Here is a 15402-nt window from a genome sequence, read left to right as displayed (position 1 = left end):
TTTATGAAAAAAATTAATGTTGCAATAGATGGGCCTTCAGGGGCGGGTAAATCCACAGTTTCACTAGAGGTTGCTAAAAAAATCAATTACACTTTTATAAGTTCAGGCAGTATTTATCGAGCTATAGCTTATGTAATAAACAAACTCAATATTGACTATAAAAACGAAAAGCAAGTCAATGCGAATTTGGATGATAAAATCCTCCTAATAACTTTAGATGAAAACCAAAAAATTTATCATGATAGTTTTGATATTACCTTATTAATTAGATCAGATAAAATTTCACAAATATCTTCAAATATTGCTGTTTATAAAAAAGTAAGAGAATATGTCGTTAACTATATACAAAAAATCACAAAAGCCAATAAAGGCTATATAATGGATGGCCGTGACACTACTTATCGTATAATGCCACATGCCGAAGTAAAAATATTTTTAACAGCTACAGCCAATGAACGAGCAAGACGGCGTATTTTACAAAACCAACAATTAGGTTACAATACTAATTTCAACGAAGTGTTAGCAGAAGTTGAAGCAAGAGATAAACAAGATTCGAATCGAAAAAATGACCCACTAAAAATAGTGCCAGATGCTAATGTTATTGATTGTACTTCAATAAATTTTGAAACAGTTGTTGAAAACATCATTAAACTAATCAAGGAAAAAGAAAATGAGAAATAACGTAATCGCAATCATCGGTAAACCAAATGTTGGAAAAAGCACCCTATTTAATCGTTTGGTGGGTAAAAAAAGTTCTATTACTTATAACGAACCGGGTGTTACTAGAGATAGACTCTATGAAATTTTTGAGTGAAGTGGCAAAGAAATTAAAATTATTGACACTGGTGGGATTGAGGTCGAAAATCGACCATTTCAAGAACAAATTAGAACACAAGCTAAAATTGCAATTGATGAAGCTAATGTGATTATTTTTATGGTAGATGGAACTAGCGAAATTACTAATGATGATCAAATGATTTTAAGCATTTTACGTAAAAGTAGCAAACCAATTATAGTGGTGGCAAATAAATTAGATAATAATGATTTATTTAATTGATCATGATATTCATTAGGAGCAGATAAAATATTTCAAATTAGTGCTCAACACGGGCACGGAGTAGGTGATGTTTTAGATGAATGTTTACTTCATTTAAATTTAGATGAACAAAAAACAGAAAAAAATTTTAAACTTTCAATCATAGGAAGACCAAATTCTGGTAAATCTTCTTTATTAAATTTACTTTCAGGAGAGCAAAGATCTATAGTTAGCGAAATTGCCGGAACAACGCGCGATAGTGTTAAAACATACATCAATATTAATGAGCAAAAATTTGAACTAGTTGACACTGCCGGAATTACAAAAAAAAGTAAAATAGTGAATATGATTGATAAATACGCTTTAATGCGTGCTATTTCAGCGTTAGATGAATCTGATTTATCAATAATAATGATTGATGCTTCTAAAGAATTAAGTCATTTTGACTCACGAATTATAGGTTATGCTTTAGAAAATCTAAAACCAATTATAGTTGTAATTAATAAATGAGACTTAATAACCAAAGAAACGAACACTATGGCGAATTTTGAAAAAAATATGCGAAATAAATTTCACTTTGTTCCATGAGTTCCTTTTTGTTTTGTTTCTGTATTGCAAAATAAAAGAATCAATAAATTGTTAGAAACTGTTTTACGTGTAAAACAAAATTTAGAACGTGATGTAAAGCCTTCAATCCTCTCAAATTTAATAAGAGAAACTCAACTTATTCAACCAGCTGCACCATATAATGGTGGAAGATTGAATATTTATTTTGCTAGAAAACTTTTAAACACTCAAATACCAATCTTTATGTTTTACGTAAATAATAAAAAATTTTTACATTGAAGTTATGAGAGATTTTTAGAAAAACAAATCAGATCGATGATTGATTTTGAAGGTTGCCCTCTAAAATTAATTTTTAAAAATAAATCTGGCCTAGAATAATTAAAATAATATAATTAAATGTTTATTTAACGAAAGGAAAATATGACTAAAAAAGAATTTGTTGCTGAAGTAGCAAGTTTAATGGGTGTACCCGTTAGAATTGCGAATGATTTTTTTGAAAAATTCATCGATGTGCTTAAAGACACTTTAGCACGAGACGAAAAGGTTCAATTAAGTTCACTAGGTACATTTGAAACTGTGGTTAGAGATGAACGAGACACAATCAATCATTTCACAAAAGAAAAAATAACTATTAAGAAAAAGCGTGTGGTTAAATTTAAACCCTCTAAATACCTAAAAGATAATTTAGCTGAATAAATTATCTATATAAGGTAAAAAATCAATAATGCCAGGATAACTTAATTCAATAGAATATCCTGCATTTTTAATTTCTTCGTATGTTCATGATTTTTTTCAATGCTCAAGCAGATATTTAGCACTTATTAAATAAAACTCATCTCATTGTGAAAAAAATATTATAAAAAACGAAATTCCGCCAAGAGAACTAATTTTACTTAAATATTGAATTTGATGTGGGGAAATATTGCTCGAAGGTAATCTATTTTCGTTAGTGGTTTTTGCTTCAAAAGCAATAAAACTGCCGTTATAGCAACCAATATAATCCACTGTGCTTTTTTTAAATACAAATGCTCCACTTACTTGTTTATTTGAATTCATTTTTTGAAATTTTATCGGCAAAGTTTTTTTCTCAATTACAGCTAAACCATTTTTTTCATAATATAAAATTGTTTGATTGATAATTTTTTCCAGTAGCATTCCTCGATTTTTATTCATATATATTGAAAAGTTATGTTTTCAAAGAACACTAAAAAAGGAAAAAAGTATTCTTTTTCAATAAAAAAAATAAAATAATGTAATACATAAATTATAATAATCATATGAAGATAGGAGTAGATATAACATCAGTCCGTAGGTTTAACAATTTGAGTAATGGGTTTATTGAACGATATTGTCACCCAAATGAATTAAAAATAATTGAAAAAAGTAAAAATAAGGCAAAAGATTTAGCCAGTATTTGAGCAATAAAAGAAGCTTTATATAAAGCTAATAACAATTTAATTGAATTCAGCAAAATTGAATTAATTCATAGCGAAAACGGTTGGTATTACAAAAATAACTATTCTATTTCAACAAGTAATGAAGGCGATTTAATTGTCGCTTTTGTTCTATATCAAAATTAAGGAGTAATATGAGTTTTAATATTAAAATGATTTTTTTGTTTTGGCATTTTTTGTGGTGTTGATGAAGATTAAAAGTAAAAGCAAGAAAATATCGAAGACAACCTAATGATTTAACTCCTCAACAGCGAAACGACTATTTATTGAAGAGGGCTAGACAAATTCTTTGATATTTCAACATAAAACTTGAAATTAGCGGCTACAACGATTTACCAAAATCGCCAGCGATTTTAATGCCTAATCACAAATCAAATATAGACCCAATTATATTATTAGCGGCCTTGAGAAAAACTGATCACGCAAGGGAAGGTGGAAATAAAATACCAACATTTTTAGCTAAAATCGAACTAAAGAAAAAAGGAATTGTCAAAGATGCTCTTGAATTATTGGATACTTTTTTCATCGATCGTAGCGATATAAGAAATTCACTTAATACTTTAAAATCATATGGTGATTTTGTTAAAGCCAATAAACGATATGGAGTAATATTTCCCGAAGGAACTAGAATTAAAGAACAAGGTTTAGGAGAATTTAAAGCCGGAGCAGTTAAAGTGGCCCAAAGTCAATATTTATCAATAATTCCAGTTGCTATAAGTGATACGCGTGATGCTTTAAACAAAAACCGTTCAAAAAAACTTGTTATTAAAGTTCAATTTTTAAAACCTTTAAAACCTGGAGAATTTTTATCTATGGATAACCAGGCGATTGTTACAAGAGTTAAAACATTAATTGAAAAGGCATTAAACAATGAGTAGTATTTTTGTAAACGACACAACAAAATTTTCAATAAATATTAAAAATTTTGACGGTCCGCTTGATTTACTTTTAGCCTTAGTCCAAGATAAGAAAAAAGATATTATGGATATAGATGTTGCTGAATTAGCAACAGCATATTTAAATATAATTCAAAATTTACAAGACAATGAAATAGATATTGCTGGTGAATATTTAGTTATGGCCGCAACTTTATTAGCACTTAAAACAAAAATGATTTTATATACACCTGAAGAAAAACCAGAGATTGAAGAAGATAAACGCGAAATTTTACGTCGTTTATATGAATATCAACAATTTAAAGAAATTTCAAAGGCGTTGCGTGAAAGAGAAGAATTAAGAAAATTAATTTTTATCAAAAAACCTAGTGATATTGAAGAATTTTTAGTTGATGATGATAAAACTCAACTTGATGGAACTTCTAATCCGCTAAAACTAGTAACAATTTTAAGAAAAATGTTTGAGCGCACTTATGCACAAAAATTGCGCAGAACCAAACTTGACCATTTTCAATTAACACCGCAAGATCAAATTCCTTTCATTTTAAATTTATTTAACACTCACCAAAATGTAACATTTGAAATGATTTTTACCCAGCCAAGCATGAATCATTTCGTGATTACTTTTTTAGCTATTTTAGTTTTAGTTAAAGCTCAAAGAATAAAATTAACTCAAGATGAACAATTCGGCAAAATAATTTTTGAAAGAGGTCCAGAATATGAAAAATAATATTTTAGAAGCATTATTATACATTCAAGGGGATGAAGGTTTAACATTAGAACAAGTCAAAGAAATTTTTAATCTTAATACTATTCAAGAAGCTAAAAAAGTAATGAATGACTTTATCAAAGACTATAATAAACGTGAAACAGCGCTAAAAGTAGTTAATTTTAATGATATCTACAAATTAGCAACCCGTGAGACTTACCGTGAATATATTACTAAAATGGTACAAGTTGTTAAAAAACATAGATTATCAAACGCAGCGATCGAAGTTGCTGGAATTGTCGCATATAAAGCTCCAGTTACTCGTTCTATGGTTAATAATATCCGTGGAGTTGCTAGTGAACAAGTTATGAACACTTTGTTAGCAAAAGGAGTAATTGAAGAGGTTGGCATTAGTCCAACTCCAGGTAATCCAGTCCTATATGGAATTACAAATAAATTTTACGATTATTTTCGTATAAAAACAATGGCAGATTTACCTAGATTGAATGAATTTAATTTTATAGATGGTTTAGATAATGAATCACAAGAAGATTTTAGTTTTTTTGATTCACAGCGACCAGACCAATACGAATAGTGGTTTTTCCACTATTTTATATTACGATGTCAAAAAAAATATTTATTGCTACAGCAAACGATAGTCAAAGAAAATTGTTGAAATTTTTAACAGCCATCTACAAAAAAGTTCCCTTATCAAAATTACACAAAACCATAAGAAATGGCGATATAAAAATAAATTCAAAACGCATCAAAGATCATAATTATTTAATTCAGCAAAATGATTCAATTGAAATTTTTGGTTTAAACAAAAATGACACAACATTAACTGAATTTAATAAAAAAATAAGTCTTAAAAGCGAAATAATTTACGAAGACCAAAACATTATTTTAATTAATAAAAATGAAGGAATAAATGTTCATGGATCTCTAAATTCTTTAGACGAACAAGTTTATTCATATTTACAATTCAAGCAACTTACAGCTTTTAAGCCAAGCCACGTAGGAAGATTAGATAAAATAACCAGTGGTTTAATTGTGTACGCTAAAAATTATGAAACATTGGTTGAATTAAATCAAGCAAATAAGTTTTTTGATAAAGAATATATTTTTGTACCTCAAAAACCAATAAAAACAGGTAAATATTCATTCTATATTACAAAAAACGATGAACAAAAACGAATGTATATCAGTGCAAATCAAACAAAAAATTCTCAACTAGCACTCACAAACATTGAGTTTAAACAAGGTCGATACTACGCTAAAATTTTAACTGGCAAAAAACACCAAATTAGAGCCACTTGTGCTTACTTAAATTCGCCAATCGTTGGTGATACTAAATATGGTGCTAAACCTTTTAAACGAGTATTATTGCATTCATATTCATTGACATTTAAAAATTTGAACAACAATCTTTCTTATTTAAACAACAAAACATTCACTTGCAAACCAAAAAATTGAGTACAGGAGAAAAATGAAAACGATTGATAAAGAAAAATTAGTAAATATTGTTAAAAATTTATTGTTAGAGCCCAGCGAAGATGTAATAAATCAAATTCTTGCTGAATGAAATTTACTTGAACACCAACTCAAAAATATGCAAAAAATAAACACTCAAAACGTGAAACCTTTAACGCATATTAATGAAACACCTCTAATAGATTTTTTTAGAGAAGATGTTGAAAATACTGATGGCTTTGTTTCAAAACAACATATTTTACATAACGCAGCCGATTCGGATGACGACTACATCATTACTTCAAGGGTGGTAAAATAATGAAATTATTAAATTATGGAAAATTTGAACAAGCTGTATTGGAATTAAAATCCAACAAAAACAATGCTGTTGCTCATATTTTTGAACAAAAAAACGAAATTAACAATAATTCGTTATTGGAAAATGCTGTTTTTACGATAAAAGATGTTTTTGCTACAGCAGATGCTAAAACAACTGCTTCAAGCAATATATTACAAAATTTTACACCCGGCTACAATGCTAGTGCTGTTCAAAAATTAATTGATGCTGGTGCTATACCTGTTGCTAAAGTACATAATGATGAGTTAGCTTTAGGAGGAACTGGAACTTATAGTGCATTTGGTTTAATTACAAATCCAAAAGACAGTGCAAGATTAGTCGGTGGTTCTTCATCGGGTTCAGCTGCTACTTTAAGTGAAAATATCGCTTTTGCCCTAGCTTCTGACACTGGAGATAGTGTGCGTCTTCCCGCTTCTTATAATAACATTGTTGGTTTTAAACCTAGTTATGGGGCTATTAGTCGTTATGGAATGTTTGCCTACGCTTCTTCTTTAGACACAGTTAGTTATTTTGCTCACAATACTAATGATATTGCTGTAATTTCACAAGTTTTATATGGCGTTGATAAAAACGACCACACAAGTGTTGATGTTAAAATAAATAATATAATAAAACTTAAACCTAAATCAATTGCAATTTTAGATTTAGACTCTAAATATCTCGCACAATTCACAAACAATGCTTATAATGATTTAATTAAAAAACTACAAAGTACTGACATAAAAGTTGAAAAAGTCAAAATTAATGAAGATTTATTGCGAGCAGTAAAGCCGGTTTATGACATTATTTCATATTCTGAAGCCTCTTCTAATTTAGCAAATTTAAATGGAATTGCCTTTGGTCAAAGAAGATCAGGACACAATTGGGAGCAAATCATTACTAACACACGTTCACAAGGTTTTGGCAAAATGGTTCAAAGAAGATTAACATTAGGAAGTATTTTTTTGTTTTCACAAAACCAAAAAGAATTATTTATTAAAGCACAACAAGTAAGAAGATTAATCAAAGAATATTGAGATAATTTACTCTCTAATTACGATATTGTAATTTACTCGGCTAGTGCCGATATTGCACCTTTTATCGATTCAACAAAAAACAAATCATATGATTTTATGGAATATATTTTAACAACTTCAAATTTAACCGGAAATCCATCAATAACTATACCTTGAATTAAAAATGATAATAATTTGGGTGTTAATTTAGCAATTGATTCAGCTATTTATACAGATGAAAAACTACTTTCACATACGCTTTGAATTGAAGAATTTTTAGGAGGCAAAAATGAATAGTTTTGATGTAGTCATAGGGATAGAAATTCATTTAGAATTAAACACTAAAACCAAAATGTTTTCGCCTGCTAGAATTGATTTTAGCGCCCAGCCAAATACTACAGTTAGCCAAATAGATTTAGGTTATCCTGGAACTTTACCTTTATTAAATAAAGAAGCTGTTATTAGTGCAATTAAATTAGCCAAAGCTTTACAAATGGATATTGACACTGAATTGCATTTTGATCGTAAAAATTATTTTTATCCAGATTTACCAAAAGGTTACCAAATTACTCAATTTTATCGACCAATAGGTTGTAATGGACAAATAATAACTAATCAACAAACAGGTTCAAAGGTATTGATTGAAAGAATTCATTTAGAAGAAGACACAGCAAGACAACATCACGGTGAAGTGACAAAATTAGATTATAATCGCGCAGGTGTGCCCTTAATTGAAATTGTAACTACTCCCTCAATTAAAAGTGCTCAACAAGCAGTAGAATATGTTAGTTACATTCGTCAAATTGCCCTTGCACTTGGTATTTCAGATGCTAAAATGGAAGAAGGTTCATTGCGCGCAGATATAAATATTTCATTGCGACCTAGAGGTTTTGACGTTTTAGGAACTAAAGTTGAAATTAAAAATATTAACACTTTTCGCGGAATTGCTAAAGCAATAGAAAATGAAATTGAAATACAAAGCAAAAAATTAAGACTTGGCGAAAAAATATTACAAGAAACTAAACGTTTTGACCCCGAAACTCAATCAAATATTTCAATGCGTGATAAAACAGGCGAAATAGATTATAAATATTTTCCAGAACCAAATATTCCAATCATTAAATTAAGCGATGAATTTATTAACTCAATTAAATTAAATGAATTACCTTGACAAAGAGAACAAAGATATAAACAAAACAATATTGCCCAAATTTATATCAATTCACTTGTTAATGATTTAGAATTGGCAAATTATTTTGATTCAATTAATGTTTTAGATAAAGATAAATTAGCAAAATTATTTTTTGCCGAAGTTGTTTCACTTGCCAATTCAAACAACAAACATGTAGTTGAATTAGGTATAAAAACTTTATATCTTGAGCAAGCAATTTCGTTATTAGATAATGAAACCATAAGTGGTAGAGCATTTAAAAAATTAATTCCATTACTTCAAAATTTCAATGGAAATATTGAAGAATTAGTAAAAAAACATAATTTATCACAAATTTCTGATCCTATAAAAATTACTCAATGAGTTAATGAAGTTATAGTTCAAAACACAAAAGTTGTAGATGAATATCCTACAAGACCTGAAAGAGTTTTAAAAATGATTCAGGGTTCTTTAATGAAAATTTCTGGTGGTCAAATAAACCCGACAAAAGCAATCGATATCATTAAGTCTATATTGGACACAAAACATAAAAATTAAAAACAGATATTGAATTTCCAATATCTATTTTTAAAAAAATTCAACAAAAATATTAAATAATTCCGTTTAGTTAAAAAATGAATCAAATTGTATATATTTAGTATGAAATTAAAATTTATTATGCCGGTCGTTTTTATACCAATTATAGGTTTAACAAGTTGTAATCTTTCTTTTTCAACTGAAGGTAAAATTGAATTTTTTTCGCAATATTATATTGCTGATGGTGACACAATTTATCTCGATTATAATAATCAAAAAACTGGATTAAGATTTCTAGGCATTGACACGCCAGAAACTAAAAAAGCAAAAAACGATGTAGCTTTATTAGAAAATATTTTTGCCCAAAAAGCAAGGCAAGAATTAAAAAAATTACTTAATAACAAACCAATTAAAGTACAAATAATTTCAACGGACAAATATAAACGCATAGTGGCAAGAATATGAAATTATCAAAATATTGATGTTAATGTTTTTTTACTAAAAAATGGTTTGGCCAGAGTTAAATATTTAGATAAAAACCGCAATAACATTAATTATTGAAATAATAATTGAAAAATTCAGCAATATTATGACACATTAATATCAATTGAAGCAAAAGCTAGACTAAATAAAATCGGAATTTGAAAATATAAACAAGATGATATTTTTTATAAAAAATAACAATAAATTTATTATTAATTTTTAGAGAAAAAAATATAATTAAAAAGCAATTTACATTTTAATTGCCTCTAAACTAGTGGGAGATAAAAATCGCTAGAACCACACTATCGAAAGGATATAATTATGGCAAAATCAAAAGCTGATATTGTCCGTGTGCGTAAATTACAATTTAAAGCTGGTCAAGCTAAACCAGGTCCTGCTTTAGCAGGTGTTGGTATTAATATGCCAGATTTTACACGTGCTTTTAATGACGCAACACGTGACAGAGGAGACGAACCAGTCCCTGTTCAAATTACAGTTTATAAAGACAAATCATTTGACTTTAAGGTTTTTACAGCACCTGCGAGTTACAAATTAATTAAGGCTGCAAAACTTTCAAAAGGTAGCTCAAACGCTAAAACAACAAAAATTGCAACAATAACTGTTGAACAATTGAGAGAAATTGCTGAATACAAATTACCAGATTTAAACACAAATAATATTGAGGCAGCAATGAGAACTATTGCCGGAACTGCTAAAAATATGGGTATTCTAATCGAAGGTTTCGATTCAGAAGGAGATAAATAATGGCTAAAGTTGGTAAAAAAATAAAGGCTGCATGAGAATCATTCGATAAAAATGTAGCATACGAATTAGCTGAAGCAATTGAATTAGCTAAAAGAACATCATATTCAAAATTTGATGGTTCAGTAGAATTAGTGTTTAAATTAAATCTTGATGTGCGTAAAGCTGACCAACAATTACGTGGTGCTGTTTTATTACCACACGGTACTGGTAAAACAATAAGTGTTTTGGTAGTTACGAATAACCCTGAAAAACAAAAATTAGCACAGGCAGCAGGAGCTGACCAGGTTGTTGATGGTGCTGCTTTAGAACAAAAAATTAAAGAAGATGACTTTGATTTTGATGTTATGGTTGCTGACCCAACAATGATGCCTATTTTAGGTAAATATGGTAAAAAACTTGGTCCTAAAGGTTTAATGCCTAACCCAAAAACTGGAACAGTTACTCCAACTCCTGAAAAAGCTGTTGAAGAACTTAAAAAAGGTAAAGCAAATTATAGAACTGATAAAGCAGGTGTTGTACATACTCAAATTGGTAAAGTTTCTATGGACACAACTAAACTAGTTGAAAACGCTCAAACTGTTATCAATTTAATTAAAAAATTAAAACCAACAACTGTTAAAGGTACATACATGCAAAATCTTGTAGTTTCACCAACAATGGGTCCTGGAATCAAAGTTAAAATAGAAAAATAATTTAATCAAGCATACGCTTGATTTTTTAATTTTTTCAAAAATAAAGTAGAATTTTAATTTAAGGAGAATATATGAGTAATATTTTAATACCAAACAATATCCCAAGTAGACAAATGAATTTAACTTTGGTTATATTAGATATTATATTTTTGCTTTTTCTTTACTCACTTTTAATTTATAAAAAAAAATATATGACAACATTATTCGCTCTTGCGGGTGGGTTATTATATTTTGTTGTAGATTGGGGAATTTTTTATAAAGCATTAAATCAAAGAGTAGTTATTGGTGCTAATCCATTTTGATTTTTGTTGTGATTATCAATGAGTTATGGTACAACAAATTTTTTACTTATATGACTAGCAATTAAAAAAGATAAACATTTACTTCATTTTGCTTTAATCATTGTGATTTGATGAATATGTTCACCTATCATATCTAAATTACAATCAAATGCACAGCAAATCATAATTTGAAGACATACTGGAAAATATCATTGAGTTATGGCTATGATATTGGTAATCGGCTATTTTGCATTAATAACATATAATTTAATCACTAAACAATCTCAATTACCTATTGTTAGAATGTTAATTATAGGTATTAGTGTTCAATTTGCTTGAGAATTTGCCTTAATGATTAATGGTATCAGAAAATTACAATGAGGACCAATCATCATTGATTCGTTAATTGAAACTAATTTAGGAATACCATATATTTACTTAATTCAAAAATCTATATCTAAAAAATGAAATGAGAATTTATCTAAAAATACCAAATAAATTAAATTTTATTTTTGACACATAAAAATATAAAAATCAACTTACATTTCATTTTGTAAGTTGATTTTATGATTATCAATTTTTAATTTTTTCACCTTCAGAATCTCTTTGTTCTCCTGAAAGAGCTAAAATAAAATCTACAAAGGCTCAAACACCTAGTCCACCAAAAGTTAACATTTTAGCAACTCCTAGTCCAACTCTACCGGCATAGAATCTATCTATACCAAGTGGCCCAAAAAAGAATGATAATAAAGATAAGACTGTTCTATTTTTCATGTTTACCTCCTTTCATATATAAAAATACCAAAAAAAAAAAAAAAAAAGACTTTTGCAAAATTTATCAACATTATATTGAAAAATTTAAAATTAATTTTCGCTAAAAAACTAATTTACTAAAATAAAACATATAAAAACAATCAAAAAGGAGGATCATGTATCAATCAAAATTATCAATAAGACAAACACAAAGTGCTATTCAAGATTTAAAATCTTTTTTCCAAGAAAAATTGAAAAATGAACTTAATCTTACAAGAGCGACAGCTCCATTGTTTGTGTCTCGAAAATCTGGTTTAAACGACACTTTAAATGGCGAACAGCCAGTTAATTTTTCACCTAAAAATAACCCCGAACAATTACAAATTGTTCATTCGTTAGCAAAATGAAAAAGACAAGCACTACATGAGTACAATTTTAATGTTGGTGAAGGTTTATACACAGATATGAATGCAATTAGACGCGAAGAAGATTTAGACGATACACATTCATATTATGTTGATCAATGAGATTGAGAAAAGATAATTTTAGAAGAAAATAGAAATATTGATTATCTAAAATCAACTGTTAATTCAATCAATAAATGTGTTTTTGAAACAAAAGAATACATTAATCAAAAATACAATTTAACTCAAAAATTCAATCAAGAAGTTTATTTTATAAGTGCTCAAGAACTAGAAGATTTATATCCTAATTTAACACCTGAACAAAGAGAAAACCAATTAGCAAAAGAAAAAGGAACTATTTTTATTTATCAAATTGGATGAAATTTAAATTCAGGTATTCCTCATTCAAAACGTGCTTTTGATTATGATGATTGGAGTTTAAATGGTGATTTAATTATCTATGCTCCATGAAAAAATAAAGCCATTGAAATTTCATCAATGGGTATAAGAGTAGATAAAAATTCATTACTAAAACAATCAAAAATGAATTTAGAACAAGTCAAGCAAATTTCAAAATTTCATTCAGATATTTTAAACAATATTTTACCTTTAACTATTGGGGGTGGAATAGGTCAAAGTAGAATAAGTATGTTGTTATTAGAAAAAGAACATATTGGTGAAGTTCAATCTTCTTATTGACCAGATGAAATGAAAAATGAGTTAGCTCAACAAAATATTATTTTATTATAGCAGTTAAACTGCTATTTTAATTTGCACCATGATGATATATGGTGTAATATTCAACCTTTCGTTTATAATATAAAACTATGGAACAAACTATGTATAAATCCTTACTTGGGATTAAAACCAAATATGAAGAATTAAACAATAAATTAAGTGATGAATCGATTATAAATAATATTAAAGAATATACAAAAATAAACCGTGAAGCAGGCAAAATCAAAGATATTGCTCAAACATTTATTACATATTTAAATCTAGAAAGTGATATTAAAGTTGCTAAAGAAATGCTTTCGTCTAAAAATGATGATGAAATTTTATTTGCCAAATCAATAATTGAAGAAAATGAGCCAAAACTAAATCAATTAGAAGACCAATTAAAAATTTTGATTTTGCCAAAAGATGATAACGATGATAAAAATGTAATTATTGAAATTCGTGGAGCAGCCGGTGGCGATGAAGCAAATATTTTTGCTGGTGATTTATATCGAATGTATTCTAAATATGCCGAAGAAATTGGCTTTAAACATTCTATATTATCTTCTTCACCTGCTAATGCAGGAGGATTTAGTCAAATTGTTTTTATGGTTAAAGGTGAAAACGCATATTCAAAACTAAAATTTGAAACTGGTGTGCACCGTGTACAAAGAGTACCTACAACAGAAAGTAGTGGTCGAATTCATACTTCAACTGTCACAGTTACTGTCATGCCTGAAATCGATGAAAGCATCGATATCGAGATTAAATCTAGCGATCTAAATATTGACACATACCGTTCATCTGGTGCTGGTGGTCAAAGTGTTAATACTACTGATTCGGCAGTAAGAATTACACATATACCAACCGGAATTGTTGTAAGTTCACAAGATCAAAGAAGTCAAATAGCAAATCGTGAAGCAGCAATCGCAGTGTTAAAATCAAAACTTTATGATTTAGAAATGCAAAAAAAACAAGACGAAGAATCGTCTTATCGTAAATTGGCTGGCCATGGAGATCGAAGTGAAAAAATTCGCACTTATAATTACCCACAAGATCGAGTTACAGATCATAGAATTGCCTTTTCAACATCCTTAAAGCAAATAATAGAAGGCAAATTAGAACCAATTATTCAAAGTTTATTGACTGAAGAACAAAATCAAAAAATAGCAGCAAGTGGTCTAAAATAATGCCAACAATTGATGATTTAATACTAGAAAAAAAACGTTATGGTTTAGAACCCACAGTAAGTATAGAAGAAAAAAACAAACTGGAACAAGGAATACCAATTCAATACATAATGGGTTATGTTGAATTTTTAAACACTAGAATTAATCTCAATCATAAAGTGTTAATTCCGCGCTATGAAACCGAGGAAATGGTGTATATGATTATTGAAAAATATTCACAAATTAGCAAAAATATAGATGTTTTAGATTTATGTTGTGGTTCAGGTTTTATTGGTTTAGCCATTAAAAAAAATCTTAAAAATGTTAATGTAACTTTAAGCGATATTGACCAACGAGCAATTGAACAAACAAAAGAAAATGCACAATTAAATTTTAATAATCACTCGAATATTAAAATTGTTCAAAGTGATTTATTTGAAAAAATTAACACTAAATTTGACTTAATTGTGTCAAACCCACCGTATCTAGACGAAGATATAGTTTTGCAAAACCAAAAAAATCTAAATTTTGAACCACAACATGCGTTGTTTGCTAAAAATCAGGGTTGATATTTTTACGACAAAATTTTAAATCAATATAAAAACTACTTAAAACCTAATGGCAAACTAATTTTAGAAATAAATCCTCTACATATCGAAAAATGAAAAACAATACAAAATGCTCAAATCATTAATGATATAAACAACAAACCACGTTTTGTAATTATTGTATAATTAGACAATGAATATTAAAGATAAAGTCATACAAAGAATTCAAAAATACACTAAATCAAAAGTTTCTTTAGATTCCGAATTAAAAGAATTAAGAATCGACTCATTGACATTAGCTGAGCTAATTTTTGAATTAGAAGAAGAATTAAATATTCGTGTTAGCGATTCACAATTAAGAGAAATAAAAACTATTCAGGATGTTGTAACACTAATCGAAACAACTAAAAAGTAA

20 protein-coding genes and 1 pseudogene are annotated in these 15402 nt (G+C 28.2%); 19 read left to right on the top strand and 2 right to left on the bottom strand.

The genetic code is table 4. The features are described 5' to 3' along the window. Positions 1-3 precede the first annotated feature (3 nt). Genes cmk through EG856_RS00355 form a run of 3 tightly spaced genes read left to right on the top strand, consistent with a single transcriptional unit; the run spans position 4 to position 2299 of the window. The gene (gene cmk / locus EG856_RS00365; protein ID WP_130429170.1) at positions 4-681 is read left to right on the top strand and encodes a (d)CMP kinase; all 678 of its coding nucleotides are present in this window, start codon (positions 4-6) and stop codon (positions 679-681) included. Then, the gene (gene der, locus EG856_RS00360; RefSeq protein WP_130429169.1) at positions 671-1981 is read left to right on the top strand and encodes a ribosome biogenesis GTPase Der; all 1311 of its coding nucleotides are present in this window, start codon (positions 671-673) and stop codon (positions 1979-1981) included. Before cmk ends, der begins: the two co-directional genes overlap by 11 nt. A gap of 42 nt (positions 1982-2023) precedes the next feature. After that, a complete protein-coding gene (locus tag EG856_RS00355; protein WP_130429168.1) occupies positions 2024-2299 on the top strand; it encodes an HU family DNA-binding protein in 276 nt (91 codons plus the stop codon). Here the strand turns inward: EG856_RS00355 and recU are convergent. Further along, positions 2288-2776 carry a Holliday junction resolvase RecU gene (gene recU, locus EG856_RS00350; RefSeq protein WP_130429167.1) on the bottom strand — a complete coding sequence of 163 codons (489 nt, stop codon included), beginning with the start codon at positions 2774-2776 and terminating at the stop codon, positions 2288-2290. The genes EG856_RS00355 and recU overlap by 12 nt on opposite strands. 104 nt (positions 2777-2880) lie before the next feature. On the opposite strand from recU, the gene EG856_RS00345 reads away from it, so the two are divergent. The 12 genes and pseudogenes from EG856_RS00345 (at position 2881) to EG856_RS00290 (ending at position 11894) form a co-directional block, all read left to right on the top strand. Then, positions 2881-3183 (top strand): holo-ACP synthase, encoded by a 303-nt coding sequence (locus EG856_RS00345; protein ID WP_130429166.1) that lies wholly within the window; start codon positions 2881-2883, stop codon positions 3181-3183. Between the two features lie 8 nt (positions 3184-3191). After that, positions 3192-3935, top strand: coding sequence for a lysophospholipid acyltransferase family protein (locus EG856_RS00340; RefSeq protein WP_130429165.1), 744 nt, complete (start codon positions 3192-3194; stop codon positions 3933-3935). Continuing rightward, complete coding sequence (locus EG856_RS00335) at positions 3928-4683, top strand: segregation/condensation protein A (RefSeq protein WP_130429164.1); 756 nt, start codon at positions 3928-3930, stop codon at positions 4681-4683. Before EG856_RS00340 ends, EG856_RS00335 begins: the two co-directional genes overlap by 8 nt. Next, positions 4673-5257: an SMC-Scp complex subunit ScpB gene (gene scpB, locus EG856_RS00330; RefSeq protein ID WP_130429163.1), complete on the top strand. Its 585-nt coding sequence runs from the start codon at positions 4673-4675 to the stop codon at positions 5255-5257. Before EG856_RS00335 ends, scpB begins: the two co-directional genes overlap by 11 nt. A gap of 26 nt (positions 5258-5283) precedes the next feature. Next, positions 5284-6168: an RluA family pseudouridine synthase gene (locus EG856_RS00325; protein ID WP_130429162.1), complete on the top strand. Its 885-nt coding sequence runs from the start codon at positions 5284-5286 to the stop codon at positions 6166-6168. Next, on the top strand, positions 6152-6454 hold the full coding sequence (locus EG856_RS00320) for an Asp-tRNA(Asn)/Glu-tRNA(Gln) amidotransferase subunit GatC (RefSeq protein ID WP_130429161.1): 303 nt from the start codon (positions 6152-6154) through the stop codon (positions 6452-6454). The genes EG856_RS00325 and EG856_RS00320 overlap by 17 nt, the downstream gene beginning before the upstream one ends. After that, entirely contained in the window at positions 6454-7785 is a 1332-nt protein-coding gene (locus EG856_RS00315; RefSeq protein WP_130429160.1) for an amidase family protein, read from the top strand. The genes EG856_RS00320 and EG856_RS00315 overlap by 1 nt, the downstream gene beginning before the upstream one ends. Next, the gene (gatB, locus tag EG856_RS00310) at positions 7778-9196 is read left to right on the top strand and encodes an Asp-tRNA(Asn)/Glu-tRNA(Gln) amidotransferase subunit GatB (RefSeq protein WP_130429159.1); all 1419 of its coding nucleotides are present in this window, start codon (positions 7778-7780) and stop codon (positions 9194-9196) included. Before EG856_RS00315 ends, gatB begins: the two co-directional genes overlap by 8 nt. A gap of 102 nt (positions 9197-9298) precedes the next feature. Continuing rightward, a complete protein-coding gene (locus tag EG856_RS00305) occupies positions 9299-9856 on the top strand; it encodes a thermonuclease family protein (protein WP_130429158.1) in 558 nt (185 codons plus the stop codon). A gap of 123 nt (positions 9857-9979) precedes the next feature. Beyond that, positions 9980-10405: pseudogene (rplK, locus tag EG856_RS00300) on the top strand (50S ribosomal protein L11); the annotation flags it as partial. Positions 10406-10422: 17 nt separating this feature from the next. After that, positions 10423-11115 carry a 50S ribosomal protein L1 gene (gene rplA, locus EG856_RS00295; RefSeq protein WP_130429156.1) on the top strand — a complete coding sequence of 231 codons (693 nt, stop codon included), beginning with the start codon at positions 10423-10425 and terminating at the stop codon, positions 11113-11115. 71 nt (positions 11116-11186) lie between these two features. After that, positions 11187-11894: a hypothetical protein gene (locus EG856_RS00290; protein WP_130429155.1), complete on the top strand. Its 708-nt coding sequence runs from the start codon at positions 11187-11189 to the stop codon at positions 11892-11894. 72 nt (positions 11895-11966) lie between these two features. On the opposite strand, the gene EG856_RS00285 is transcribed toward EG856_RS00290, so the two are convergent. Then, complete coding sequence (locus tag EG856_RS00285; protein ID WP_130429154.1) at positions 11967-12170, bottom strand: TM2 domain-containing protein; 204 nt, start codon at positions 12168-12170, stop codon at positions 11967-11969. Positions 12171-12325: 155 nt separating this feature from the next. Here EG856_RS00285 and asnA point away from each other — a divergent pair, with 155 nt between their 5' ends. The 4 genes from asnA to EG856_RS00265 all read left to right on the top strand — a co-directional run bounded on the left by asnA (position 12326) and on the right by EG856_RS00265 (position 15402). Beyond that, on the top strand, positions 12326-13303 hold the full coding sequence (gene asnA / locus EG856_RS00280) for an aspartate--ammonia ligase (protein ID WP_130429153.1): 978 nt from the start codon (positions 12326-12328) through the stop codon (positions 13301-13303). 77 nt (positions 13304-13380) lie between these two features. After that, positions 13381-14460: a peptide chain release factor 1 gene (gene prfA / locus EG856_RS00275; RefSeq protein ID WP_130429152.1), complete on the top strand. Its 1080-nt coding sequence runs from the start codon at positions 13381-13383 to the stop codon at positions 14458-14460. After that, positions 14460-15173, top strand: a complete 714-nt coding sequence (prmC, locus tag EG856_RS00270; RefSeq protein ID WP_130429151.1) for a peptide chain release factor N(5)-glutamine methyltransferase — start codon at positions 14460-14462, stop codon at positions 15171-15173. The genes prfA and prmC overlap by 1 nt, the downstream gene beginning before the upstream one ends. A gap of 7 nt (positions 15174-15180) precedes the next feature. After that, a complete protein-coding gene (locus tag EG856_RS00265) occupies positions 15181-15402 on the top strand; it encodes a phosphopantetheine-binding protein (RefSeq protein WP_130429150.1) in 222 nt (73 codons plus the stop codon).

Source organism: Mycoplasmopsis phocirhinis (genome assembly GCF_004216495.1).
In the GTDB taxonomy this organism is placed as follows: Bacteria; Bacillota_I; Bacilli_A; order Mycoplasmatales; family Metamycoplasmataceae; genus Mycoplasmopsis; species Mycoplasmopsis phocirhinis.
Note: the sequence above shows the minus strand (reverse complement) of the source record. Positions and strands in the feature narration are given on the sequence as shown.